At 54.4% G+C, this 24444-nt stretch carries 19 protein-coding genes; 12 read left to right on the forward strand and 7 right to left on the reverse strand.

The annotated features are described in order from the left end of the window. Window positions 1-46 precede the first annotated feature (46 nt). The 4 genes from JMJ16_RS28760 to JMJ16_RS28775 all read right to left on the reverse strand — a co-directional run bounded on the left by JMJ16_RS28760 (window position 47) and on the right by JMJ16_RS28775 (window position 3891). On the reverse strand, window positions 47-247 hold the full coding sequence (locus JMJ16_RS28760) for a hypothetical protein (protein ID WP_201387208.1): 201 nt from the start codon (window positions 245-247) through the stop codon (window positions 47-49). A 159-nt stretch (window positions 248-406) separates the two neighbouring features. Further along, window positions 407-1039, reverse strand: a complete 633-nt coding sequence (locus tag JMJ16_RS28765) for an NUDIX hydrolase (protein ID WP_201387210.1) — start codon at window positions 1037-1039, stop codon at window positions 407-409. A gap of 10 nt (window positions 1040-1049) precedes the next feature. Beyond that, window positions 1050-3002: a DNA repair protein RecN gene (gene recN / locus JMJ16_RS28770; protein WP_201387213.1), complete on the reverse strand. Its 1953-nt coding sequence runs from the start codon at window positions 3000-3002 to the stop codon at window positions 1050-1052. Further along, window positions 2992-3891 (reverse strand): NAD(+)/NADH kinase, encoded by a 900-nt coding sequence (locus JMJ16_RS28775; RefSeq protein WP_201387215.1) that lies wholly within the window; start codon window positions 3889-3891, stop codon window positions 2992-2994. The genes recN and JMJ16_RS28775 overlap by 11 nt, the downstream gene beginning before the upstream one ends. 424 nt (window positions 3892-4315) lie before the next feature. Here JMJ16_RS28775 and JMJ16_RS28780 point away from each other — a divergent pair, with 424 nt between their 5' ends. After that, on the forward strand, window positions 4316-5539 hold the full coding sequence (locus JMJ16_RS28780) for a mannosyltransferase family protein (RefSeq protein ID WP_201387216.1): 1224 nt from the start codon (window positions 4316-4318) through the stop codon (window positions 5537-5539). A gap of 129 nt (window positions 5540-5668) precedes the next feature. Here the strand turns inward: JMJ16_RS28780 and JMJ16_RS28785 are convergent, their stop codons facing one another. Then, on the reverse strand, window positions 5669-7264 hold the full coding sequence (locus tag JMJ16_RS28785; RefSeq protein WP_201387218.1) for an HD domain-containing protein: 1596 nt from the start codon (window positions 7262-7264) through the stop codon (window positions 5669-5671). Window positions 7265-7544: 280 nt separating this feature from the next. Between JMJ16_RS28785 and JMJ16_RS28790 the strand changes: the two genes are divergently transcribed. The 7 genes from JMJ16_RS28790 to JMJ16_RS28820 all read left to right on the forward strand — a co-directional run bounded on the left by JMJ16_RS28790 (window position 7545) and on the right by JMJ16_RS28820 (window position 15624). Further along, entirely contained in the window at window positions 7545-9449 is a 1905-nt protein-coding gene (locus tag JMJ16_RS28790) for a PrsW family glutamic-type intramembrane protease (RefSeq protein WP_201387220.1), read from the forward strand. 263 nt (window positions 9450-9712) lie between these two features. After that, window positions 9713-10810, forward strand: coding sequence for a thiamine pyrophosphate-dependent dehydrogenase E1 component subunit alpha (locus tag JMJ16_RS28795; RefSeq protein WP_201387222.1), 1098 nt, complete (start codon window positions 9713-9715; stop codon window positions 10808-10810). Continuing rightward, complete coding sequence (locus tag JMJ16_RS28800; protein WP_007906331.1) at window positions 10807-11796, forward strand: alpha-ketoacid dehydrogenase subunit beta; 990 nt, start codon at window positions 10807-10809, stop codon at window positions 11794-11796. The genes JMJ16_RS28795 and JMJ16_RS28800 overlap by 4 nt, the downstream gene beginning before the upstream one ends. A gap of 81 nt (window positions 11797-11877) precedes the next feature. Continuing rightward, on the forward strand, window positions 11878-13257 hold the full coding sequence (locus JMJ16_RS28805; RefSeq protein WP_201387224.1) for a dihydrolipoamide acetyltransferase family protein: 1380 nt from the start codon (window positions 11878-11880) through the stop codon (window positions 13255-13257). A 202-nt stretch (window positions 13258-13459) separates the two neighbouring features. Further along, a complete protein-coding gene (gene lipA, locus JMJ16_RS28810) occupies window positions 13460-14338 on the forward strand; it encodes a lipoyl synthase (protein WP_201371406.1) in 879 nt (292 codons plus the stop codon). Between the two features lie 6 nt (window positions 14339-14344). Continuing rightward, entirely contained in the window at window positions 14345-15157 is an 813-nt protein-coding gene (locus tag JMJ16_RS28815; RefSeq protein ID WP_201387225.1) for an alpha/beta fold hydrolase, read from the forward strand. 59 nt (window positions 15158-15216) lie between these two features. Then, complete coding sequence (locus tag JMJ16_RS28820; RefSeq protein WP_201379692.1) at window positions 15217-15624, forward strand: response regulator transcription factor; 408 nt, start codon at window positions 15217-15219, stop codon at window positions 15622-15624. A 68-nt stretch (window positions 15625-15692) separates the two neighbouring features. On the opposite strand, the gene JMJ16_RS28825 is transcribed toward JMJ16_RS28820, so the two are convergent. Continuing rightward, a complete protein-coding gene (locus tag JMJ16_RS28825; protein WP_201387226.1) occupies window positions 15693-17444 on the reverse strand; it encodes a glycosyltransferase family 39 protein in 1752 nt (583 codons plus the stop codon). 409 nt (window positions 17445-17853) lie between these two features. Here JMJ16_RS28825 and JMJ16_RS28830 point away from each other — a divergent pair, with 409 nt between their 5' ends. The 4 genes from JMJ16_RS28830 (at window position 17854) to JMJ16_RS28845 (ending at window position 23717) form a co-directional block, all read left to right on the forward strand. Next, window positions 17854-19428 carry a DUF1800 family protein gene (locus tag JMJ16_RS28830; protein WP_201387227.1) on the forward strand — a complete coding sequence of 525 codons (1575 nt, stop codon included), beginning with the start codon at window positions 17854-17856 and terminating at the stop codon, window positions 19426-19428. A gap of 19 nt (window positions 19429-19447) precedes the next feature. Continuing rightward, window positions 19448-20710, forward strand: a complete 1263-nt coding sequence (locus tag JMJ16_RS28835) for a DUF1501 domain-containing protein (protein WP_201387228.1) — start codon at window positions 19448-19450, stop codon at window positions 20708-20710. A 294-nt stretch (window positions 20711-21004) separates the two neighbouring features. Beyond that, window positions 21005-22927, forward strand: coding sequence for a hybrid sensor histidine kinase/response regulator (locus JMJ16_RS28840; protein WP_201387229.1), 1923 nt, complete (start codon window positions 21005-21007; stop codon window positions 22925-22927). Window positions 22928-23126: 199 nt separating this feature from the next. Then, window positions 23127-23717 carry a hypothetical protein gene (locus JMJ16_RS28845; RefSeq protein WP_201379680.1) on the forward strand — a complete coding sequence of 197 codons (591 nt, stop codon included), beginning with the start codon at window positions 23127-23129 and terminating at the stop codon, window positions 23715-23717. Window positions 23718-23792: 75 nt separating this feature from the next. On the opposite strand, the gene JMJ16_RS28850 is transcribed toward JMJ16_RS28845, so the two are convergent. After that, window positions 23793-24320 (reverse strand): hypothetical protein, encoded by a 528-nt coding sequence (locus JMJ16_RS28850; protein WP_201387230.1) that lies wholly within the window; start codon window positions 24318-24320, stop codon window positions 23793-23795. Window positions 24321-24444: the final 124 nt, after the last annotated feature.

Here is a 24444-nt window from a genome sequence, read left to right on the forward strand (position 1 = left end):
TTTCACTATCGACAGAAAACCGTGCGAAGTCAGTAGCTATGTAAGGTTAGCGCATTTTCTTCCGTGGAAGTAAGAGCAGGGAGATCAAGGCGTACCCGGCGCAGACAAGCAGAAGGATCGAATACACGATATATTCGCCATCCATCTTCGGTGAGTTAATGGTTGAGATTAGCAGCGATATGCCCCAGTACATGAAGCCAATAAATACGGCGAAGAGCAACAAAGTGCTCATGAATTTCTTACTCATCAGACAGGTCCTTAGTGTGGTAGGGGTGGATAGATGAATGTAGCTGTGTATCTACACGCGCCCAGGGTATGTTATTGTTACCCCGTTTATTTGTCAGTGCCTATTATAGCATAGCCTGTCGAGATTGTCCTTGCTCCAGGAGTACTATGTGGCTTGTGCTCACTTGCTTGCTCTGGTATTACTCTGGCTTTGTAGCTTGTCCCACACGACGCGATGGACGACGGCGCGGAAGCGTCCCCACTCGCTCCAGTTGCCCAGGTTCTGATGGGGGCGTTGCTCGGTATGGGTCAGGTGCTCCAGGTGCTCTGCCAGTTGAGGAAGCTCTGCGGGTTGAATCTCGCGGAAGGACTCAACTGCCTCGTCTTCATCGATGGCGCCCAGGGTCCCGTTAACCTCATCCAGAAGGAAGGCGAAGGTATAGAATGAGGGAGTCTTTCTGGCGTTCTCCGTCTGGTAGGCAACAATGGCCAGGAACTGTGTAATAGTTACTTCGAGACCCGTTTCCTCATGGGTCTCGCGTACTAGTGCATCGTAGATCGACTCCCCATGATGAATGCCACCAGTGAGCAGACGGAAGGTTGCTGGTGGATAGAAGGCTTTCTTCATCGTCAACAGGCGACCGCTTTGTTTTCGGCGAACGACCATACAGACCTCGCCATAGCGATCTGGCTTATTAAGTGGTTCATAATCGTCGCCAGTATAGAGGGCCGCATTATGTAGTGCTGGTGTGCCGTAACGCTCAGCCAAGCGTGCGATTTCATCCTGCTGCTCGCGGGGGAGAGAAGAAAGCATGTAAAAACTCCTAGACGATGGGTTGATTATAGTGATTAGCTGGGTTATGATTATGGCGGCTCTGACGCAGGTTGCGCTTCCAGTTCTCTTTCCAGAGATCGGAGCGTGCCAGCATCTCCTCCGCGCTTTTTAACGAGAACTCTGTCACATTGCCGCCCATAATATGCGAAATCTCGCGCATACGTTGTTCTGGGCGTAGCTCATTCACGATGGTCATGGTTCGATTGTCGATAATCTGTTTATTGACGTTATAATGGGTATCGGCGAAGGCCGCGATCTGGGGCAGGTGCGTGATGCAGATAACCTGGTGATTGAGGGTCAACTGCCAGAGCTTCTCGCCCACGACCTGGCCGCTACGTCCACTGATACCAGAGTCGATCTCGTCGAAAATAAGCGTAGGAGTTGCATCGGCGCCTGCAAGAATGGTTTTGAGCGCGAGCATCAAGCGCGAAGTTTCACCGCCCGAGGCAATTTTGGTGAGGGGTTTGAATGGTTCACCAGGGTTGGGGGCGATCAAGAACTGTACGTGGTCAATGCCAGTGTTATCGCAGGCGTAGTGTTGAAGTGGTTCCCCATTGACTGTTGAGGGAATGCCATTTTCATCGGGCGCCTGGAGAATCTCGACCTGGAAGCGCGCGCGACGCATGTTCAGGTCGTTTAATTGCTCTTCCATAGCGGTTGCCAGGTGAGTCGCGGCCTCTCGTCTGCGACGCGAGAGGGTATCGGCAATTTCGCCAATCGCCTTGCGAAAGACGCTATCTTGCTGCTGGAGTTTCTGAATCATCTCGTCGCGATTGACGATGGTATCCAGCTCCGCCCGGTCATCGGAGGCGCGCTGTAGAATCTCTTCAATACTGGCGCCATATTTGCGCTTTAGTTTGGCGATCAGATCGAGCCGCTCCTCAATCTCGACCAGGCGTGAGGGGTTATCCTCGATATCTGACTGGTAGCTGCTGACCGAGGTCGCGACATCTTCAAGCTGATAAATGGCCTCGGCCAGGGACTCATTCAGCTCATCCATGCTTGAATCCAGGCGGCTTAACTCGCTCAGGTCGCGTTGCGCGCCACGCAGGAGGTCGAGGGCGGGGCTATAACCACTGTCTCCCAGATCCGAACCCTGCAATGCTTCGTAGATGAGCGAGCACAGTTCGCGCAGGCGCTCGGCATTGCTCAAGACTTTACGTTCTTCTTCGAGTTCCTCAATTTCGCCGACGCGTAGCTCTGCCCTGTCGATCTCCTCGATCTCAAAACGCAGGAACTCGGCCCGGCGCTCCTGGTCGCGCTCATTCTGCTGTAGGGATTGCAGCGTTTTGCGCGCGTTGCGCCATTCCGCGACCTTACTGCTGAGTTGATCACGGAGGGGAAGCAATTCGGCGTAGCGATCCAGGAAGTTGATGTGTTGCTCTGGGCGCAGCAGTGTCATATGCTCGCTCTGCCCATGGATATCGACCAGCCAGCTGGCAACCTGTTGCAGGACATGCTGTGAGAGCGCGCGGCCATTAATACGGGCCACAGTGCGCCCTGAGCGGAAAATATCGCGTGAGAGGATTAGTTGCCCATCTTCAGGATCGATATCAAACTCGTGTAAGAGAGAGGCCAAGGCGACCTGGGCATCAGCGCTTTCGGTATCGGCGGCGCGCTGTTTACGGCGACTCTCGGCTTCCTCAATAGCCTCCAACAAGTTAGCGGGTGTATCCGCCCCCACGGGAGCAAGGACCTCGATGCCCTCAACCACGACAGGAGGAAGCGCATCGATAGAGAAGATGCCTTCAACCGTTGCCCGGTCGCAACCCGCGCGCACAAACTCGGCACCGATTTTGCCGCCCAGCAGAGCGTTTACGGCGTCGATAATGATAGATTTACCCGCGCCCGTTTCGCCAGTAAAAACGTTAAATTGGCGGTTGAGGCGTAAGTGTAAGCTGTCGATAATCGCGAAATCTTTAATGTTTAGCTCAAGTAGCATGATGATGTTCTACTGCTTCTTCCTTGCCAGAATGCTCAATTTCTTGCGTACTATCATTTTTCAGCTTATCGTTGATGATCTGATAGAAAGAGGTCGGTGGCCGCCGACGCAGGAACCTGGTTATGCGTGGACTCTTCTTGACGGTAACAATCGCGCCATCCTTCACCTCCCGGTTGCGTTGACCATCAGCCGAGAAGACACCATCCTGAGTCCCGGTAGCGATGCGTAGTTTAACGTGGGCCTCTGGTTGTAAGATGAGCGAGCGATTCGAGTTCAGGTGTGGTGCGATTGGCGAGAGCACCGTACTCTGCACCTGTGGATGCAAGAGCGGACCTCCAACAGCCATATTATAGGCGGTTGAGCCAGTGGCTGTGCAGAGAATCATCCCATCAGCGGTTGTGGTGTTATAGTAGTTATCGTCGACCCAGACCTGGACGCGAACGACGCGTGGCCAGGTCCCACGAGCGATAACGATATCGTTTAGCGCGAGAAATTCCTCGCTTTGTCCATCTTGCGTGAGCACTGCCTGGAGCATTGTGCGTTCATCTACCCAGACTGATGAGTCGCGCTCAAGATAATAGTGTAAATGTGTGGGAAGCTCGTCGGGTTCAAGTTCACTCAAAAAGCCAACGCGTCCGAAGTTGATACCAACAATGGGTAAGTCGGCAAAAGAGCAAATACGGGCAGCATGGACAAGCGTGCCATCGCCACCTAAAACGAGCGCGAGATCACACCCTTCCAGTTTTGAGTCGGGCTGCTCATCCCCCTCCGTGCGAATATCGATGGAGCGGACTTCATAACCTTGCTGGCGTAAGTTTGGTACAAGTTGGGAAGCAAAGCTTCTGGTATCCTGCTTGCGTCCCTGGTATAAAATCGCAATAGTCTTCAAAACCATCTCCAAGCGGCAAGAGAGGGCGAACACAAGGTGCCGCCCTGACTATGAAAAGCCACTGTAGTGCTACCTAATGGTACGCCATGAAGGGCGTTTTGTCAATGCGAGAAGGGGGGGAAAAGCACATGGATAGTAAAAATGTTCTATCTCCCTTTCCAAAAGAAAGCTTCTCCAATGAGCGATTGAACGGGTGGGTTTTACCAAAAGCATAAACGCTGAGATACACGCATGACCAAATGGATGTGGTCTGTTACAATGCCTTCTCGCCGGGCGTTTTACCATTGAAAAAAAACAAGCAGACTTGAATGCTTCGATACAATAATCTAAAGAACTCGGCTAACCCCCTCTATACGGGCGAATTCAGACGAAGGTGCGCATTCAGGTGCTGCGCTATACTTCTCGAGAGAAGGAAAAAGAAATATTGGCAGAGCATGCAGAGAGTACTGAGAAACGTGATGTCGTAAAAAAGGGGGAATCAGGCAGCAAGGAACAGGGGTGGCGCAAGTGGGGCAAGGCTACGCTGGCCGTTTTTCCTCTCTACCTGGGAATACACGTGGCCTTTTTTATTATTTCCTGTCTGGCGATGTTGTTTCGGATTGATGATTTTGCCTGGACCAACATGCCTCTATCGACGCTCTGGCGGGAATGGCGCCACTGGGATGTTGGGAACTATATCGGCCTGGCGCAAGATGGCTATACATCGGCCTGGCATACCGCCTTTTTCCCTTTGCAGCCTATGCTCATTGCAGCGCTTACGCCGCTCACCCATGACCCTTTGATCGCCTCGATGTGTATCTCGAATATTGCCTTCCTGGTATTGCTGGTGGTCTTTTATCAGTTAGTGAAAGAGGACTTTGACCAGGAGCGAGCCGAGCGAGCAATATTGTATCTGGCGGTATTCCCAACGGCCTTCTTCCTGGCTGCTGGCTATACCGATGCGCTCTTTCTCGCTTTAGCGCTTTCCTGTTTTTATAATATGCGGCGAGGTCACTGGTGGCTGGCAGGACTTTTTGGCTTCTTTGCTAGCTTGACGCGCTCCGCAGGAGTCTTTCTGCTTGTTCCCTTCGCCTATGAATATGCGCGTCAGCGCCAGTTCGCGCTTAAGCGCCTTCTCCAGCCAGCGGTGTTGAGTATGGGACTGGTTCCGCTGGGAACAGGACTTTTTGCCGCCTATTGCTATCTACGCTTTGGCGATCCGCTGGCCTTCTCGCATGCTCAAGCCCATTGGAATCGTCAGCTCACGTTTCCGTGGATGGGTCTTCTTGACTCGGCCCTGGCGGTGAAACGAAGCAGTGGTTTCTTGAGTTTCCAATCGTTGCGCAACCTGATCGACCTGGGCTGTGACCTGTTGATCTTGGGCCTGTTAATATTATGTTTCGTTGGCCCCTGGCGTTTGCCGCGCGCTTATCTCTCTTATGTTCTCTATGGGCTGGTACTCTGGCTCTTTTTCCACCTGGTGACAAAAACAGATGAGCGCTATGCGCTTGAGTCAATGTCTCGTTATGTCATTGAACTCTTTCCAGCTTTTGTGCTTCTGGCAACTCTAGGGCGAAACAAGTATGTGAACTACCTGTATCTGATGGGGTCAGGGGCAGTGCTCTTCTTCCTGCTTACCCAGTTTTTAACTGGCCACTGGGTCCTCTAGATTCCGCGAGGAGCAGATGCTAAATCATTAAGGAGAGGCGTAGGATCCAAGCTTGCTTGGACTCTTTCGCTGTAGGAAGCAATTAGCTGGTGAGCAGAAGTCCAAGCAAGCTTGGACCCTACAATTTGCCTACTCCATACCCCCATTTTTGAGTTCCTGTAATTTCTCGCTGGCAAACCAGAGTGCATCCTGCCTGGAACGGACGATGCCGTCAGTCTGGGCCTCGGCCAGGGCCTCAAGGAGTTTACCGATGATGGGGCCTGGTTTCAGATCCAGGCGGCGCATCAGTTCATCGGCTTGTAGCATGCGCGGAGGAAGAATACTCTCGCGTTGACGGATATAGCGTTCGCAGAGCAAGCGCACAGCCGCCAGGTGCTGGCGCCAGGCCTCGGTGAGCGGAAGAGGCCCGCGCATTGCCAGGTGGTCTGCCAGGGCGACGAGTGCAACCTGGATGCCGATTGGTCCCAGATCTACAAAGTAGCGGCGAATGGCGCGAGGCGTTACGTCGCTATGGCTGAGCTGCCCCGGACGCATATGGTGAGCGGCGACAAGCTGAACCAGGCGACGGTCAGCGGTACTGCCATCCAGGCGCTGCATGATATTTTGTGTTAGTGGCACACCCGCCTGGGGATGATGATAGAAGTGGATATTGCCGTGTTCATCAACGGTATAGGTGACAGTTTTTCCCACGTCATGAAGTAACGCGGCGAGCCTGGTGACAGGCTGCGAAAGGCTTGCCAGTTGGAAGACGCCCTGTTGCTCTGCCTCCTGGAGCAGGACTTGTAGCTCAACCAGGTCATCATGCCCATCAAAGGTGAGGGGTGAGGCGCGTAGTTCGGTCGGGCTGGCATGTAAGAGCTCATCAAGCAGTTGTAGGTAGCGTGGTGTCTCCAGAGAATGCTCAAACACATCCCAGTGGTGGAGGGATGGCTGGGGCATGCCACGCGCCTGGATAAACTCAGGAAAGAGCATGGTGAAGAGTCCGTACTGATCCAGTAAACGCAGGTGATCGGTCGTGTTGGGAAAGCGTAAAAGTGCGTAGAATTCTTCGTGAACGCGCGCTCTAGCAACCTGGGGCAGGAGCGAGGCATCCCGCTTAAGCAGGGTTGCGGTATAGGGATCAAGAAGCAGTTGATAGTGAATGAGGAAACGCATCGCGCGTAGCATGCGCAAGGGGTCCTGGCGGAAGCTCTGCTCACTCGCCACACGTAGCGTCCTGTTTTGGAGATCTATATGCCCATAGAGTGGGTCGACCAACTCTAGTTGGGTCCCAGACTCAAGCGAGGCGAGCAGCCCGGGGAGAGCGAGCGCCATGGCGTTGATAGTAAAGTCGCGGGCGTGAAGGTCCTCCTCAATCGTCTCTCCACGCCAGGGTGAGAGGTCAAAAACGATGTCTGGCCCGGTAGGCGAAGGGATCGTAATCCGGCATGCCTTATCGTTCATGTGGGCGAAGGCTCCACCCAGCGTATTTGCTAGCTGACGCGCAATGGTGACTGTATCGCCTGGGAGCGCTATATCCCAATCATGACACGGTTGAGCGAGGAGAAGATCACGAACGGATCCTCCCACGAGATAAGCAGGAATATTCCTCTCCAGAAAAAAAGTTGTTGTGCGTTGTAGATATGTTTGTGCCTGCGCGTCCAAATTCGATTCTCTTCTGCTTTCATCTTTTAGTAGCAGTTCTCTCTGCGTGCTCATTGTCGAACGATCCAGTATCGTTGTCAAGAGGTATGCTCTTTTCTTCATGCCTTTGCAGTGGTCTGCTCCTGACATACGCTTTCGCGCCTGCGGCGCTCAAGAGTAATGGGTGTGAGTCTGGAAAACGGCTCTGCCGTTTTCCAGACTCACACCCATTACTCCCGAGACGAGAGCTGGAGGCGCCCTGGTTGAAGATGTGATACAGTTACTGTCCCACTGAAAGCTGGTATAATAGAGTTCAATAGAACCACTAAAGTACGAAAATTTTAAGGATAGATGGCATAGTGTTGGGAACCAGAAACGTAGCATGAAAGAGACCTATGGCGTGCTGCGTGTTGTGCGTGTGCAATTGCCCGCCAATGCGGCATTTGAAGATGCTGAGCTGACGCCGACTGAATGGCTGGCAGGTGAGCGATTCGTCTATGTATTGACGAATCGAGAGACCTCCATCGGGCGAGCGCTGAGCAATGATATTTTATTGATGGATCCGACTGTCTCGAGGGAGCATGCTCGGTTAGTAGTGACTGAACAGGGCTGGCGTATTTTTAACCTGACGATGCGTAACACAGTATGCGTCAACGGGCGAGCAGTGCCAGCTGGAGGGAGTCTATCCTTGCAGTCGCAAGATATGCTTATCCTGGGGCATACAACGCTGCAATTAATTGCGCCGCAAAAAGTTTCTGACCCCGCTGATGAGATCCCCACAACACAACTCTCATCGCTACATCAAGATCTCCTGGCTTCACAACAGAAGGAGCGCCAACTGAAGTTGACGGGCGAGAGCGCCGTGACGCCGCTTCCAGATGCTATGTTCAATGACATACTCTCTGCTCCCACGCCATTGATAACGGCACCTGAGTCGACCTCGTACATGCTGGCACCTTCGCCAACAAAGCTGCCTGGTAGCGGAGCACAGAGTATGGGCATGCCAGCGTCTCCAGCGGGGAGCGTGCCCCTGGAGGTGGAGGAGAACCTGACGACTGAATGGGAGGAGCAGGAGTCTCTCTTTGGTGGTGTGACGATGCAATTCGCCTTCGGTGGTCGGCGGGGCAACAAACTGCGTTGGCTCCTGGGAACAGTGGGTATCTCCCTACTCGCCATGGGCGCGGTAATTATCCTGCTTTTTAATACCTTCTTTGGCGTGACCGTGCTTCAGCATGGCATCTCCAGCCTCCTACTAACCCTGTTTATCCCCTTAATTCCTGCGGGTATCGTGATCTGGCTGGTCAATGTAATTGATCGCTATGAGCGCGAACCCTGGTTCTTACGCCTGGCGGCCTTTCTCTGGGGAGGGATTATTGCCATTCCCCTGGCACAACTGAGCGAAGGCCTGGTGGATGCCTGGATTAGTAGCCTGGGGCCGCAAACGAGCACGCTGCTACGCTCGCTTTTACAGGGACTCAATCCCGGTATTACTGAGGAAGCCTTAAAAGGTCTGGGCCTGGTCCTGCTCTTTTATATGCTGCGGGACGAGTTTGATAATGTGACCGATGGCTTTGTCTACGGGGCCTTGATCGGGGCGGGCTTCGCCCTGACTGAGAACTTTCTCTACTTTGCCACCAATGTTTCCAAGGGATCGCTGCCCTACCTGATCGTGGCGCGCATTGTCCTGGGCTGGCTAACGCATCCCACCTTTACGGTGTGCATAGGTGTCGCGCTAGGCTATATGCGGCATACACGCGTGCGCTGGCAGCAGTGGCTGGTGCCAGCCGGAGGCTTCCTGCTCGCGGTGTTGTTGCATAGCGTCTATGACTTCGTGATTTTCTACGCGGGCGCGCTGGTAACCAATTTGCCCAATAACGCGATCGCTTTAACGGTCTGGTGGGTCGCCATCCTGGGCAACTATATCCCTCCCTTTGTGACGCAACTGACCCTGCTCTATATCCTGGTAAAATCATTGGCACATGAAGCGACCGTCGTGCGTGAATTCCTGGCGTCCGAGGTCAGTAGTGGTGTCATACGTGTAGATGAGTATGCTCTGCTTCAGAGTTCGTTTCAGCGGGCGAAGGCGGAGCGCAAAGTCTTAAGAAAACGTGGATTGAAGCAGTGGTTGCGTGTAAGAGCGCTCTACCAAACGGAGATCGGCCTGGCCTTTCGTAAGTGGCATGTGAGCATGGGAGATGAACCTAAGCCAGGGGATGTACAGCCCGAAGATGTCTATCGCCAGCGTATACATCGCCTGCGCCAGGAATTGGAGCAGACTGGTACATAGTCTCCTAAATCTCCTCTAGGATCTACCTCGGCTTGTTAGGCGAGCCACTAGAGTAAGAGGGTATACGTCAAAAACGGCTTTGCCGTTTTTGACGTATACCCTCTTACTCTGAGCGCCGCAGGCGCGAAAACTCCTCTGCCTTCGCCAATAGAGCAGGGTTTGGGGTACCATATAAATGATCCCTTGACTTTATCAAGTCGGCACGCGAAAATACAGTGAACCTGATAGTTTCAGGCTGTCAGCCCAACTAGAGGAGTTAAAACATGCATGAAACGCAGCAGGCTAATGTTGACCTGCTTCAGATCTTTTATCTCATGCGCCTGACGCGCGCGATGGAAGAGCGCACCCGCACTCTGTTCTTGCAGGGGCGTGTTGTGGGTGGTGTCTACACCGCGCAGGGGCATGAGGCGACAACTGTCGGGGCAGCGATGACGCTGCGCGATGGCGACTGCATTGTTCCGCAGCACCGAGATCTGGGGATGCATCTAGTTCGAGGTACCTCTCCACGCGCGGTCATGTGCCAGTGGTTAGCGCGTGGCAACTCTCCATCGCTGGGACGCGATGGGCAGCTGCATATTGGGGATATGCATCATGGCATTGTGCCGATGATCAGTATGCTTGGCGAGTCGCTTCCCGTGGCGTGTGGCGTGGCGTTGACGATGAAGATGCGTAAGCGTGAGAGCATCGTCCTGGCCTCATGTGGAGATGGCGCGACCAATACAGGTCCATTTCACGAAGCGCTCAATATGGCCTCGGTGCAGAAGTTACCCCTGGTGCTGGTCATTGAGAATAATGGCTATGCCTACTCGACCCCTGGTTACAAGCAATTTAATGTGCAGCAGCTCTCCGAGCGCGCCAAAGCGTATAATATTCCGGGCGAGACCGTGGATGGAAATGATGTCCTGGCAGTCATCGAAGCCGTCTCGCGTGCGGGCGAGCATGCGCGTGCGGGTAACGGCCCTGCTATTGTAGAGTGCAAGACCTTCCGCGTGCGCGGGCATTCAGAGGCGGATAAAGCCGACTATGTACCGAAAGAACTGCGCGAGGAGTGGCTCAAAAAAGACCCTATTACCCGCTTTGAGGCCTATCTGGAGCAAGAAAGACTCTTGACGGCCAGGAAGAAAGCCCAGATGGAGGCCCGCATCCGCGAGATATGTGATGATGCGGTTCACTATGCGGAGCAGAGTCCCGAGCCAGACGTAGCGACGGTCACAGACTATGTGTTTGCGCCCGATGGTCCTATTGCGATTGTGGGTGAGCCAGGGGCGGACAATCCTCGCTATATCAACGCCCTGGATCGGCGTACAGGTGAGTCCTTTACTACGGTAAGCCAGGAAGAGGAGGCCATTGGTCGACGATGAGCGCGAAGAAAATAACCTATCTGGAAGCCATTGGCGAGGCAATGCGCGAAGAAATGCGGCGAGATGAGGCCGTTTTCTTGCTAGGCGAGGACGTGGGTACCTACGGTGGTGCCTTCAAGGTCAGCGCGGGCTTGCAAGAAGAGTTTGGCGCGGAGCGGGTGATCGATACACCTATGGCGGAGTCTGCTATTATTGGATCGGCTGTGGGAGCATCACTGATGGGTATGCGTCCCATCGCCGAGATGCAGTTCATTGACTTTATTACCTGTGGTTTTGACCAGATCGTCAATATGGCGAGCAAGATGTATTGGCGCACGGGCGTGCCGACGCCGATGGTTATTCGTGGCCCGGCTGGTGGTGGCACCAGGGGTGGCCCATTTCATTCCTCGACCCCCGAGGCCTGGTTCTTTCATACGCCGGGCATCAAGGTGGTCTATCCCTCAACAACCTATGATGCGAAGGGCCTGCTCAAGGCGGCCATTCGTGACAATAATCCCGTGCTCTACCTGGAGCATAAGCTTCTCTATCGCCTACCCGATTTGCGCGACGAGGTGCCGGAAGAGGATTATATCGTGCCGCTTGGAGAGGCCATTGTGCGTCGCCAGGGCGCGGATATGACCATCCTGACGTACGGCGCCATGGTACATCAATGCTTACAGGCGGCCCAGGTACTGGAGCAGGAAGATGACCTTGAGGTGGAAGTGGTGGATCTGCGCAGCCTGGTCCCGCTGGACCGCGAGACCATCAAGGCTTCGGTGAAGCGTACCAATAAGGTGCTGATTGTGCATGAGGATATGCTCTCGGGTGGTATTGGGGCTGAACTGGCGGCTATGCTGGCGGAAGAGTTGTTTGAGTATCTCGATGGTCCGATTACGCGGGTAGCGGCTCCCGACGTGCCTTTCCCCTATGCTCCTCCACTGGAGAGCGCATATCTACCCAATGCCGAGAAGATTCTCGCGGCAGCACGCAAGCTGGCCGCATACTAATTGACGATGACATGCTGCTACTTAGACCCTGGGCCTGGATGGTCGAAGTCTGAGTAGGAGATATATAAGGAGTACAAGACTATGGCAACGCCAGTTAAGATGCCTCGCCTGGGCGAATCAGTGGCTGAGGGGACGATTGGAGCCTGGCTCAAGAATATCGGCGACTATGTTGAGCGCGACGAGTCTATCGCCGAGGTGGTTACCGATAAGATCAATGCGGAGCTGCCTTCACCCGTCGCGGGCAAGATCGTCAAACTCCTGGTGCAGGTCGATGAGACGGTGCCCGTTGGAACTGATATTGTCTTGATTGAAGAGAGCGCAGATATACCTGCAGAAACGTCTCCCCAGGCTCCCTCTGCCGCTCCAGGTCCCGATGCCGCTCCTGTGCAGAGGCGCGAACAACTGGAAACTCCGGTTATGGAGCAGCGCGAGGCGCGCACCGCTGGCACCCAGGCCGTGGCCTCGGTCCCCGTCACTGAGAAGAATGGCGAGGAAGAGCGCCAGCGCATTTCGCCCCTGGCTCGTCGCCTGGCGCGTGAGCATGGCCTTGATCTCAATGCCATTCAGGGTACGGGTATCAATGGACGCGTGCGCAAAGAGGATATCCTGGCTTACCTGGAACAGCGCTCGACTGCTCAGCCCATTGCAACAGCTACAAGTGCTGTCGCTCAGCAGACTGTGGCTGTCACCAGGTCTCCCGAGCCTCAGCCTGCCTCTACCGCTGTCACCTCAGCACCAATCGAAATCCCAGCAGGCGACGATGTACAGGTAATTACGCCCAGCCGCATTCGCCTGGCAACCGCTGAGCACATGGTGCGGAGCAAGCGTACCTCGCCTCATGCCACGGCTATGGTCGAGGTTGATATGACCGGGATCGCGAAGTGGCTGGAGAAGAACAAAGAGGACTTCAAGCGCCGCGAGGGCTATGCCATGAGCTATGTTCCCTTCGTGATCAAGGCGGTCTGCGAGGGCATCCGGAAGTACCCGGTCATGAACTCCTCCTGGTCCGAGGACAACAAGATCCTCATCAAGAGGCGCATCAATATGGGTGTGGCGGTCGGAACCGAGACCGGCCTGGTTGTCCCCACCATTTATGACGCGGACCAGTACACGCTGGCAGGCCTGGCGAAGCAGGTAAATGCCCTGGCCCAACGCGCGCGCAATAACAAGCTGACGTTGCAGGATATGCAAGGAAGTACCTTTGTCGTCAACAATACGGGCGTCTTTGGCACGGTCATCTCTATTCCGATCATTAACCAGCCGCATGCCGGCATTCTGGCCATGAATGCTGTGGTGAAGCGCCCGGTGGTGACGGAAGATGACGCCATCGCCATTCGCTACATGATGTATCTCTGCCTCTCCTTTGATCATCGCCTGCTCGATGGCCTGGAGTCTGGTGGCTTCTTGAAGACAGTCAAGACGCGTCTTGAGAGCTATGGCCGCGAGATAGACGTCTACTAGAATAATTGACGTACACTGTGCAGGGTGTGCTAGTATTAGTATGTGTTTTGTTAGCTAACGCCATGTACACGTTCTGGGCTGGACCCCTCGCGCCTGCGGCGCTCGCCCAGCCAGGTGATGTAGTGCAGTAGCCACGTACGCAAGTAGCGGCTACTGCACTACATCACCTATCCAGAACCCGAAAAATAAGGAATAACTAGGCATGACAACAATAATCCCTCAGCGGCGTCCCGAGTGGTTGCGGGTGCGTCCCCCCAGTGGCAAAAATTACGATGAGTTGAAGGACTTGATGCGTGGGCAGTCGCTGCACACGGTCTGTGAGGAGGCGCGCTGCCCCAATATCGGTGAGTGTTGGGGGCATAAGACCGCCACGTTTATGATTCTCGGTCGGGTCTGTACCCGGAGCTGTGGTTTCTGTGCCGTCGAGACAGGCCGTCCGATGGGGATGGACTGGGAAGAGCCTAAACGTGTCGCTGAGGCTGCGCAGCACATGGGGCTGCGGCATGCCGTCGTCACATCGGTGAACCGTGATGAGCTGAAAGACGGGGGGGCGGGAGTCTTCGCGGCCACGATCCGCTGGATTCGTCGCCTAAATCCCGAGTGTAAAGTAGAGGTCTTGACACCCGACTTTAAGGGAATATATGATGCACTAAAGGTGGTTATAGACGCGAAGCCAGATGTGTTTAACCATAATGTAGAAACTATTCCAAGGTTGTACAAGCGTGTACGCCCGCAGGCCGTGTACGAGCGCTCTCTACAGGTGCTGAAATGGGCCAAAGAGATGAACCCTGCCGCTCCTACCAAGTCTGGCTTTATGCTTGGGCTGGGCGAGACCACAGACGAGATTTTGCAGGTAATGCGCGATATGCGTGAGCACGACGTCGATATCCTGACCATTGGTCAGTATCTACGCCCATCGTTCCAGCATCTGCCGATCCAGCGCTATGTCCCGCTTGAGGAGTTTGCAGCGCTCAAGGCCGAGGGGAAGAAGATGGGCTTCAGACATGTGGAGTCTGGTCCCTTTGTGCGTAGCTCATACCATGCTCATGAGCAGGCGGAGGGCGCGACAAAAGAGGAGTAAACCTGGATGAAAGTAAGGATACGCAATGCCGAGATCGCCTATGATGACCATGGCATTGGTTATCCCATCATCTTCCTGCACGCCTTTCCCCTCAATCGGCGGATGTGGGAGGGGCAGATGCTGGCCTTGCTGGGTGAGCAACGCTTCCGCCTTGTAGCGCTGGATTGGCGTGGCCTGGGCGAGAGCGAGAGCCAGGGGCGCGAGGCCGTGACGATGGAAGACCTCGCCGATGATGTCGCTAGTTTGATGGACGCACTGGGGATGCAAGAAGCAATTCTGTGTGGTCTCTCGCTTGGCGGCTATGTGGCATTCGCATTCTTACGCAAGTATCCTCAGCGGGTCAAGGGCCTGATTCTGGCCGACACGCGCCCCGGGGCTGATACTGAGGAGGGGAGAGCCAACCGCGAACGTATGGCGCAGTTGGCTCTGACCGAGGGGGTGGAGGCGATTGCAGATCTCCAGCTTCCCAACCTGCTGGCAGCTACGACGCGGCAGCACGCACCCGAAGTGGAGGCGCGTGTACGCCAGATGATTCTGGCCGCGACCCCCGTAGGTATCGCCGCGATCTCACGTGGCATGGCGAAGCGTGAAGATGCGACCATGTTACTTGGCGCGATCCATTGCCCAACTCTGGTCTTGGTGGGGGCACAGGACCGCCTCACCCCGCCAGAGGTCGCTCGCGAGTATGCGGCGCGTATTCCAGGCGCGCGCCTGGTTGTGATTGAAGATGCAGGTCATCTCTCTAACCTCGAACAGCCTGAGACCTTCTTGCAGGAGCTTCGACATTTCCTGCTCACAACGTTTCCCACAACGGAGTAGCACGTTTGTCTTGAAAAGCAAACAGGCGTGCTTAGCAGTCTCGTAGATAGGGACAAGCCATGATGCAGCCACAACAGCATGAACAGGGATGTCAGCCGCTGGTTCTGGTGGTCGATGATAACCCTGCTATTCGAGATATGGTCTCCTGGGCGCTGGAAATGGATGGCTACGAACCAGCCGAGGCTGCCGAAGGCCAGGAGGCGCTCAACTGGATACAGTGCATCTCGCGTGAGGGGCGCTATCCAGCGGTCATTTTGCTGGACCTCGCGATGCCGGGGATGGATGGGCAGGCCTTCCTTGCCTGCTTACGCCAACAGTGGGAGAGTCCTCAACCACTCCCAGGCGTCATCGTGATTACTGCGGCCAGGCAGAGTCCCGAGGCCTCCAGCCTGGGCGTGGAACGCGTCATCGTCAAACCGTTTCATGTCCGCGATCTCCTGGACGCCGTGCGATTGCTTATAGTGTAAAGAGGGTGGTGATGGCGGTCTGGCTTTGTCAGGCTGCCATCACCACCCTCTTTACACTATAAATAACACTATGCGAAGCGCCGCAGACGCTGACGAATCCAGGCCTTGCGTCCCAGAAGGAGAGGGACTATCCAGGCCCAGATGGAGCGCAGGAAGGCGACGCGGAAGCCTGGCAGGAAGGGCAGAAAGGTTGTCACTGCCGGCCAGGCAAAGAAGCAGTAGGTGCTAGCCATCGTAATCCCCAGGATATGGACCGCCATCGGGACATTAATCGCAGGCAAGAATGGGATGCGCGTGGCGAGTTCCTGCCACTCTTTGGCGCTTGTCGCGCTCTCGACCAGTGCGAAGAGGCCGAAGAAGGTAATCGCGTACCAGGGCCAGTACCAGGGAGATCCCAGTCCCATGTAGAGCAACCAGGCAAGAGCCATCCAACGTATGAGGGCGAGCGGCGTTCTAGGCGCGGTTGCCGAACGCAGGGCGTGCCAGCAGATAAAGGCGAAGCTCAGAAAGAAGAGCAGCAGGCTGAGATCGCGCATGATGAACTCGGTCAACGAGCCATTTTCTGGCACCGAGGGAAGAAAGAGGCTATTAATGATGTGTGTCAGGAGTTCGGGTAGGGTATTGATGGCGCGGTAGGTCCCAGGATTGACTTTGAGAAGGGTGAGGATCTGGCCATTATCCCAGAAGGGGGCGTAGAGCAGCACCATTGGCAGTGCAGTGCCCAGGAGCACGAGGAGGGGCTGGCGTAGGCGTTGCCAGAGCGTTCTCTCTGGTGTGCAGGCCAGGAGGTAGCATAGATAGCCGGGCAGCAAGATGCCCACATTTACCTTGATACAGGTGGCCAGGGAGAGGTTGAGCGCGACCAGGAGATTGGTGCGCCATGTTGGCTGGCCTGTACGCACGAGAAACCAGAGTGCCAGCAAAATAAAGAAAAGTACCAAGGTATCGTTGTGGGCATTGACGCAGGCTTCAAAGAGCAGGAGCGGATTCCAGGCAAAGGCCAGCGTCGCCAGCATTCTTTGCCGTGGCGATTGCTTGCTTCCTTGCAAGTAGCCTCCGATGGACCAGATGAGCCAGATGGAGCCCAGGTGCGTGGCGAGATCGAGTAGACGCAACGCCAGCACCATAACCGCCACATTTTGCGTCCCAAAGAGCATTCCACAGAGCCATTGGAGCGCATAGGTCAGACCCGTGTAGACCGGACCATACACCGAGGGTTGATCGGTCCAGTAGATATTGATGTATACAGGATCATGCCAGATCGCGTGCGGCGTCTGTATCAGCGGATTGAGATGATAGATAACGCCCATGCGCGCATAGGCAATGTAAGAGAAGAGGTCGGCCGAGGTCACAATGGGCATAAAGGCCCAGATCAGACCCAGGAGGAGAGCCCCGACAAACACAACCCGCAAACGCGTCCTTTGTGGAAGGATGCGCAGGGCTAGCAGGTAGAGTCCCCCGATCAGGAGAAAGAGCGCAGCGACAAGCAAGGTGTGTGTCCAGCTTGTGAGCACGCTGGGGGTAGGGAGATTGTGATGAAACAGGCGGGGGTTGAGTGCTTGCCCCGGAAAGAGCAGGTGCGAGAGCTGGATGGTCCAGGGAAAGAGATCGCCCAGGAGAGAGGGGAAAAACATCAAGCCTTGAAGCGAGAACGCACCACTGAGCAAGAGAAAACATGCCAGCATGGCAGGTAGTAAGGCATGTGCGCGCAAGGGCATAGGGCGCGAGGTGTGCAAGGGCGTTTGTTCAGGGGAGATGGGGCTAGCAGGCAGCGCTTCAGCTACAGTGTGTCGCTCTACTCGACGATCCGTTTTCAACATTACACTCCGTTTTTTATAAAAAGCGCAATAACTCTAGTTAACGCTGTGTGCAAATCATTGCTGGTAGGTGGTGTGCTCAAGCTCAATTGAATAGGAAAGTGGGGAGTGCAGAGGGGCGCCAGCCCCTCTGCGTCTCTCACCCCTGCCGCCGCAGGCGGCATGAATATCTTTTAAATGAAAATTGACAGAGCACTAAGCATGATCTTGCGAAAAGCTATAAGGCCTCTTGAGCTTTTCTTGAATTCTCTCTGGTAGAATCAGGTCGACAAACGATACAACGAATAGGCTCTTATCACAGTGACAAAACCTGAGACAGGAGAGAGAAAAGAGCTACTCGCAGACTCATCTTCAGGGAAGTAGAAAGGCAGCGAGCTCCCAGGAGGAGCAGGCTTAGGAGGTTTTTCCTATCATGGACTTGTATGAACAGCCAACGCAGCCGGATAGGCGAAGCGAGAGCCAGGGGGCATCGCCTTCCAGCACTCGAGGCATGTCGCGGCGCAAGGCTCTAGGACTGGGGGCCGCGAGTTTAGTAGGAATTGGTGCAGTCGGCGCGGGTGGTGTGGCGTTAGAGCGCTGGTGGCAGGAGAGCCATGGGCAGCAGGGAGCCATTGGTGGAGACATCAAGATTGGGCACCTCCTGCGCAAGGCTGGCTTTGGAGCCAGTGCCAGTGAAATTCAGAGCTATGCTGGACTCGGCTTTGAAGGCGCAATTGATCGCTTGCTTAACTACCAGCAGGTCTCGGAGGAGGCGACTGAGCAGCGCCTCTCGCAGCTTCAACTGGACATGAGCAAACCCGCTGAGATGCAGCAGTGGTGGCTGATGCGCATGGCGTGGACCCAGCGACCATTGCTCGAGAAAATGACGCTTTTCTGGCACGGGGTCCTGGTCAGTAGCTACCGCAAAGTGGGAGGAGCCAGGGGGTATGAGCGCATGATCGTGCAGAATAAGTTTCTGCGTGAGCATGCCTTTGATACCTATGATAACATCCTGCTGGGCATCACGGCCGACCCGGCGATGCAGTTTTACCTGGACCTTAATAAAAGCACCAGCCAGCATCCCAATGAGAACTATGCTCGCGAACTGATGGAGCTCTTTACCCTGGGTCTGGGCAACTATTCGCAGCAGGATGTCTTTAATGGTGCCGCGGCCCTGACGGGCTGGCGCCTGAGCAAACAAGATCCCCTCAAGTCAACGTATGTCCCCAGCGCGCATACCAACCTGCAAACGACGTTTCTGGGGCATACCGGCAAGCTGGACTATAAAAATATTGTAGATATCTTAGCGAATCATCCGGCATTGCCCTGGTTCATCTGTCGGAAACTCTTTACCTTCTTTATCTATGAAAATCCTAGCAAGGACGATTTGCAACCCCTGGTCGACGCCTATAACCAGAGCAAACATAATATGGGGGCTGTGATGAAGGCGCTCTTGCACTCACCCCAGTTCTCCTCTTCCCAGGCGTATCGCAGTCGCCTGAAGTCGCCCGTTGAATTTACCATTGGGGCCTATCGTGCGCTGGAGTTGCAGGGAACGGGGAAGGCGCTGCCTGCCATCACTCTCAACATGGGCCAGGAGATCTTCAATCCGCCCAACGTAGCGGGCTGGCCCGGCGACAAGGTGAGCACAGCCTGGCTTAATAGTGGAACCTGGATGGCACGTCTGAACTATATTAATGGCCTCTTGTTGGGACAGAAAGTGGGGAAGAAAGGGACCACGCTGGGCCAGCAACCCCTGGACTTCCAGCATATCGTGGATAGTCAGAAGATAAGCTCTCCAGAGCAGTTTGTGACCTACTTTGCCAACTTTCTTCTTGATGGCAACCTGCCCGCGGAGCGGAAAACTGTGCTGGTAGATTACCTAATCACCAGGGATACGAGCCGTGGGGCAAGCGTGAAGTTTGGCAATGGAACGAGTTACCCACTCAATCGTGTCCGGGGAACACTCTATCTGCTCATGACCCTGCCAGAATACCAGTTGAACTAGAGAAAGCCAGGAGGATAGCATGAAGTTATCGCGGCGTGCAATGGTGCGAGATGGCCTGCTGGTCGTCTCGGCTGGCATGGTCATGCCAGGCATTTTTAGTCGAGGCGTCGCCTCCGCCAAGGAACTCGCGCTCCAGGGAGCGCGCTTCTCACAGCAAGCAGGCACAAAAACATTGATTGTCGTGCAGATGGCGGGCGGCAATGATGGCTTAAATACGGTCATCCCCTATACCGATAGTGCTTATCATCAGCTTCGGCCTACGCTGGCCATTCCTGACGAGCAAGTCTTAAGTCTGGATGGGCGCCTGGGGCTGCATCCTGAATTAGCTCCCTTGAAAAAGCTCTGGGATAGTGGGCATATGGCGGTCATTGAGGGGGTGGGCTATCCTAATTCCAGCCTCTCGCATTTTCAGGCTATGGACATATGGCAGACCCTTGACCTGAATGGTAATGGTCGTGACGGCTGGTTAGGCAAGCTTGTGAGTGGCTGGGTCGATAAGGATGGGCATCCCTTTCAGGCGCTGAACGTGGGGACCCAGACAGCTCAGGCGCTCCAGTCAATCAACGCCCAGGTTCCTACCTTTAATACGGTCAATAACTATCGCGTTACCCCCGATCCAGTGGATAGCGATGGCGGCAGTAGTCGGCTGCAAACCTTGATGAAGCTCTACTCCACTTATCCCAAGTCTTCTCCCTATGCCGCGCTTCTGGAGGCGACCGCTCTGAATGCCCAGGAGGGAAGCAAACAGATACATGAGGCAGCCACTCAGTATCACTCGCTGGCGACTTATCCTCAAGGGCCGTTCAGCGCTGGCTTGCAGGTCCTGGCTGAAGCGATTGTGCAGAACCTGGGCCTGCGTGTGGGCTATGTCACGCTTGGCGGCTTTGACACGCATGCCAATCAGCAAACAACTCATGCTCAACTGATGAAAACGCTGGCAGAGGGACTCTCCGCATTTTATAGCGACTTGCAGGCGCATGGTCGGGCGGATGACGTTGTCGTGATGACCTGGTCAGAGTTTGGACGCCGCGTCGAAGAGAATGGCAGCCAGGGCACCGATCATGGCACCGCGGCCCCCCTCTTTATTCTCGGAAACGCGGTGAACAGGGGCATCTATGGCGAGCCGCCCAGCCTGACCAGCTTGGATGATGCTGGCAACCTAAAGTATACCGTGGATTTTCGTTCTGTGTACGCGACCGTCCTGGATCGCTGGCTGGGGGCCTCGTCCAAAGATGTCCTGGGTGGCGCCTTTGGCAACCAGAGTTTCTTACCATCTCTCTAATTTCCTCTAGCACCTGTCTGCCTGCCTCGCTACGCGAGCCCTCGGGGTAAGGGGTGTGCACGGAAAACGGCTCTGCTGTTTTCCGTGCACACCCCTTACCCCTGACTTCTTCTACACCACAGCCAGGGGTCTGGCTCTGAAACGAAAAGTAGTTAAGAAAAGTGTAATGTCTAAGGGGTGTGGTTGAGTTGTTTTCCATGCACAAGAGAGTTACAGCGAAGAGTGCTTTGCGTATTGGCATAGACATGAAAAGTATTTTTTTGAGCGAGTTGGTACATTGCTTGGAGTTGATCTGTGAGGTTTCTCATTATTGACGATAATGCAGCGGATCGCGAGCTGATTATTCGGCAGCTGCAAAAAGAGTTTCAAGATGCCGAGTTTACTCAGGTGGGGCGACCGACCGAATTGGAGGCCGTTTTGGCTCAGGCTCCGGCTGATTTTATTTTAACTGATTATCAACTGAACTGGGCAAACGGATTACAGATCTTTGAACGAGTCAAGGCGCTTTACCCTGACGTGCCCGTGGTGATATTTACGGGAACAGGTAGTGAAGAGGTGGCGGTTGAGGCGTTGCGCGCTGGAGTAAATAACTATGTCCTCAAAAAGCACCTGGACCGGCTTCCCATTGCCGTACGTGAGAGCCTGGAAAAGACGCGTCTGCGCAAGCAATATGAAGAAGCCATCTCCCAGTTACAACGCTCCGAAGAGCGCTATCGCGAGATTTTTGAGCAAGGACTAACTGGAGTCTTTGCGGTCACGCTTGAGGGAAAACTACTAACCTGCAATCCTGCTTTTGCCCGCATCTTTGGCTTTGCTTCCGTGGAGCAGGCGCTTGAGGCGAACTTGAGCACGCTCTATGGCGGACCTGAAAAGTATGCCAGTTTTGTGCAGCAACTGAGCCAGGAGAAACGCCTGGAGTATAGTGAGTTAGAGCTGTTGCGTCGAGATGGTAGTCCGGTCTATATCGTGGCGAATGTCGTTGGTTCCTTTGATACACAGGGCAAGCTTAAAGAGTTTACTGGCTACTTTTTTGATAACACTGAACAGCATCGCCTGGCTGGCCAGTTACAGCAAGCCCAAAAACTGGAGAGCGTTGGTTTGCTAGTGAGCGGCATCGCGCACGATTTCAACAACATGCTAGGTGGTATCCTTGGCTATTCCAGTCGTGGGCTTTCGCGTATTTCGACCAGCCATCCCCTCTATAATAACCTGGCCCATATCCATGAAATTGCGACAGGCGCGGCGAAAATGACTCAGCAACTGCTGGCCTTCTCGCGCCGCCAGGTGCTTGAGCCAACGGATGTTGATCTCAATAAAGTCGTGAAGAATCTGCTGGAGTTTCTCGGCAAGATTTTGGCTGACCATATTGATATCATGTTTGTCCCTGATCTGGAGCTGCATACCGTTCATGTCGACTACGCCCAGATTGAGCAGGTTGTCATGAACTTATGTATTAACGCACGTGACGCTATGGCTGAAGGGGGCAGGTTAACTATTCGCACGCGCAATGTGGGTTACGAAGAGGCGCAGCGTATCAGCCACGGCGAGATGCCAGCTGAGGCCTATGTGCTTTTGACGGTGCAGGATACGGGCATAGGCATGGATGAGCAGACGCGTAGTCGCATCTTTGAACCCTTCTTTACCACAAAAGAGGTCGGGAAAGGGACGGGGCTAGGTCTCTCGATGGTGCATGGGATTGTAGGCCAGCATAATGGCTACATCTCAGTTGATAGCCAGATGGGGAAAGGCACGACCTTTAATATCTATCTCCCCGCTGTTGATGTCATGCACACACTCCCCTTGCCTTACCTACAGGACGCGAGTGAAGATGTTCAGGAGGTACGTGGTGGTGACGAGACCATTCTGGTCGTCGAAGATGATCCTGACTTGCGCTACTTGATGGAGGAGGCGCTAGGGGATTATGGGTATACGGTCATGAGTGCGCGCGACGGAGTGGAGGGCTTGCGACTCTTTGAGAAGCACAAGGACTCCATTGCCCTGGTGATCTCTGACCTGGTCACTCCCAAGATGAAGGGGAAAGAACTCTATGATCGTATTCACGCCATGAGTGCCGAGACACATTTCTTGTTTGTGAGTGGCTATCATGCCAACCAGATCAGCCAGAACTTTGTGCTTGACAAAGGCTTTGTCTTCTTACAGAAGCCCTTTGACCTGGATGACCTGGCTGCCAAGGTCCGTGAGATCCTGGTTCAGTGACTGCTCCAGCAACGACATTGCCTCTGTCAGGCCTGCATTTTTTAGTGTGGTTCATTGGTACGCGGATTGGCAGCCAGTGGCTGCCAATCCGCGTACCAATGAACCACATCTATTCAGTAGGACCCTTAGCAGGCTTGCACAGGCTTTGCTATAATATGGTTACTAATTTTGACTCAGCACCAGGGAGTTCACATATACAATGACACAGACAGATAAAAAAGTACAGTCACCGCAGTCTGAAGAGGGGGAGACCGTCACACATTCGCCAAATGAGCGCGGAAAATGGGTCACCCTGATCTGGGTTTCGGCCCTCATGGTCGTTGGTATCTTTGGATGCATGTCTTATAGCCACTTGCCGCGGGCGAACGATGCGCAGAGCAACGCTGTTGACACACAGTTGACTCCCACGCCAACGGCAACGGGCCTTGTCGACTCAATCCAGTTGAACAAATCAGTGACTGTAAATGACACGCAGGTTACGGTGAACCAGGTGCAACAGGCAACCGGGTTCTCCGATGTCAAGAAGAAGGCAGGCAACTATACTGTGCGTGTCTATGTGACAATCAAAAACGTAGGCAAGCAAGTAAGTGGTCCGCAATATGATAAAGTACTGCACTTGAAACTAGCTGATGGCACAATTGTTGCTCCAAGCTTCATCTCTGCCTCGCCTGATCTTGTCCCAGGCACCTACCAGAATGGCTCATTTGATTTCGGCGTTTCCAGCCCGGTGACGCTCTCCGACCTGACCCTTTTGATTGAGGATAAGAGCATTTCGTTTAGCAACAAGTAGATTGGTGGCATACGTTGTGGGCAGCGATGATGGGCTGGCTTCGCCAGCCCATCATCGCTGCCCACAACTATTTTTTTAATCAGTTTCGGGAGCGGTCACGCGCTCCAGGCGATGGAGAACCTCCTCAAAGACCTGCTGGCGTATCGCCTGGCTGCCTTCTGCTTCCTGAGGCGCTTCTGTCAGCTCAAGGCAGAGATTTTCGATGGCCAGGTAGTATTCGACGAGTACCCGGTCGCTACTGGTAGTATGAGTGAGGTAATCTTCAAAGAGCTCTTCCGCCTCTGTATAGGCTTGCAGATGATCCTGCGCTGCCTGGAGTTCTTGCTGAAGTTCAAGCACGCGCGTGTAGGGGTCGGTCTGCTGAACGCGGCGTCGCCGAGGACGGCTGGACTCTGGCTCATCCTGCATCAGCATTTGGAGCGCCAGCGCCACCTGGCCAATAGCGAGATCTGCATCTTGCCTACGCCGGGTCAACCAGGCACGGACTGCATGTACACGCACAAGAACATTCGCCCCCTCGGGCAGGCGCAGGTCATCTTCTGAGAGTAAGTCATCGCTGCCGGTTTCGTGTGCGATTGTCTCGAAATCATCTTCTGAAAACATAGAGAGAATACCTTACCAAAATCTTCTAAAAATTGACTTGATCTAGTTATATCACAAGGCGAAGAGAAAGCGTAGGAGCCAGGGACCGGGTGTCTTCTGGCTCCTACGCTTTCTCTTCATAACA

This window comes from Ktedonobacter sp. SOSP1-52 (genome assembly GCF_016587395.1).

Coding starts and splice junctions, on each gene's coding strand:
- recN (WP_201387213.1), bottom strand. CDS start 3,002: ATGCTACTTGAGCTAAACATTAAAGATTTCGCGATTATCGACAGCTTA.
- JMJ16_RS28805 (WP_201387224.1), top strand. CDS start 11,878: ATGGCAACGCCAGTTAAGATGCCTCGCCTGGGCGAATCAGTGGCTGAG.
- lipA (WP_201371406.1), top strand. CDS start 13,460: ATGACAACAATAATCCCTCAGCGGCGTCCCGAGTGGTTGCGGGTGCGT.
- JMJ16_RS28800 (WP_007906331.1), top strand. CDS start 10,807: ATGAGCGCGAAGAAAATAACCTATCTGGAAGCCATTGGCGAGGCAATG.
- JMJ16_RS28795 (WP_201387222.1), top strand. CDS start 9,713: ATGCATGAAACGCAGCAGGCTAATGTTGACCTGCTTCAGATCTTTTAT.
- JMJ16_RS28825 (WP_201387226.1), bottom strand. CDS start 17,444: ATGTTGAAAACGGATCGTCGAGTAGAGCGACACACTGTAGCTGAAGCG.
- JMJ16_RS28850 (WP_201387230.1), bottom strand. CDS start 24,320: ATGTTTTCAGAAGATGATTTCGAGACAATCGCACACGAAACCGGCAGC.
- JMJ16_RS28815 (WP_201387225.1), top strand. CDS start 14,345: ATGAAAGTAAGGATACGCAATGCCGAGATCGCCTATGATGACCATGGC.
- JMJ16_RS28835 (WP_201387228.1), top strand. CDS start 19,448: ATGAAGTTATCGCGGCGTGCAATGGTGCGAGATGGCCTGCTGGTCGTC.
- JMJ16_RS28790 (WP_201387220.1), top strand. CDS start 7,545: ATGAAAGAGACCTATGGCGTGCTGCGTGTTGTGCGTGTGCAATTGCCC.
- JMJ16_RS28830 (WP_201387227.1), top strand. CDS start 17,854: ATGGACTTGTATGAACAGCCAACGCAGCCGGATAGGCGAAGCGAGAGC.
- JMJ16_RS28820 (WP_201379692.1), top strand. CDS start 15,217: ATGATGCAGCCACAACAGCATGAACAGGGATGTCAGCCGCTGGTTCTG.
- JMJ16_RS28765 (WP_201387210.1), bottom strand. CDS start 1,039: ATGCTTTCTTCTCTCCCCCGCGAGCAGCAGGATGAAATCGCACGCTTG.
- JMJ16_RS28845 (WP_201379680.1), top strand. CDS start 23,127: ATGACACAGACAGATAAAAAAGTACAGTCACCGCAGTCTGAAGAGGGG.
- JMJ16_RS28760 (WP_201387208.1), bottom strand. CDS start 247: ATGAGTAAGAAATTCATGAGCACTTTGTTGCTCTTCGCCGTATTTATT.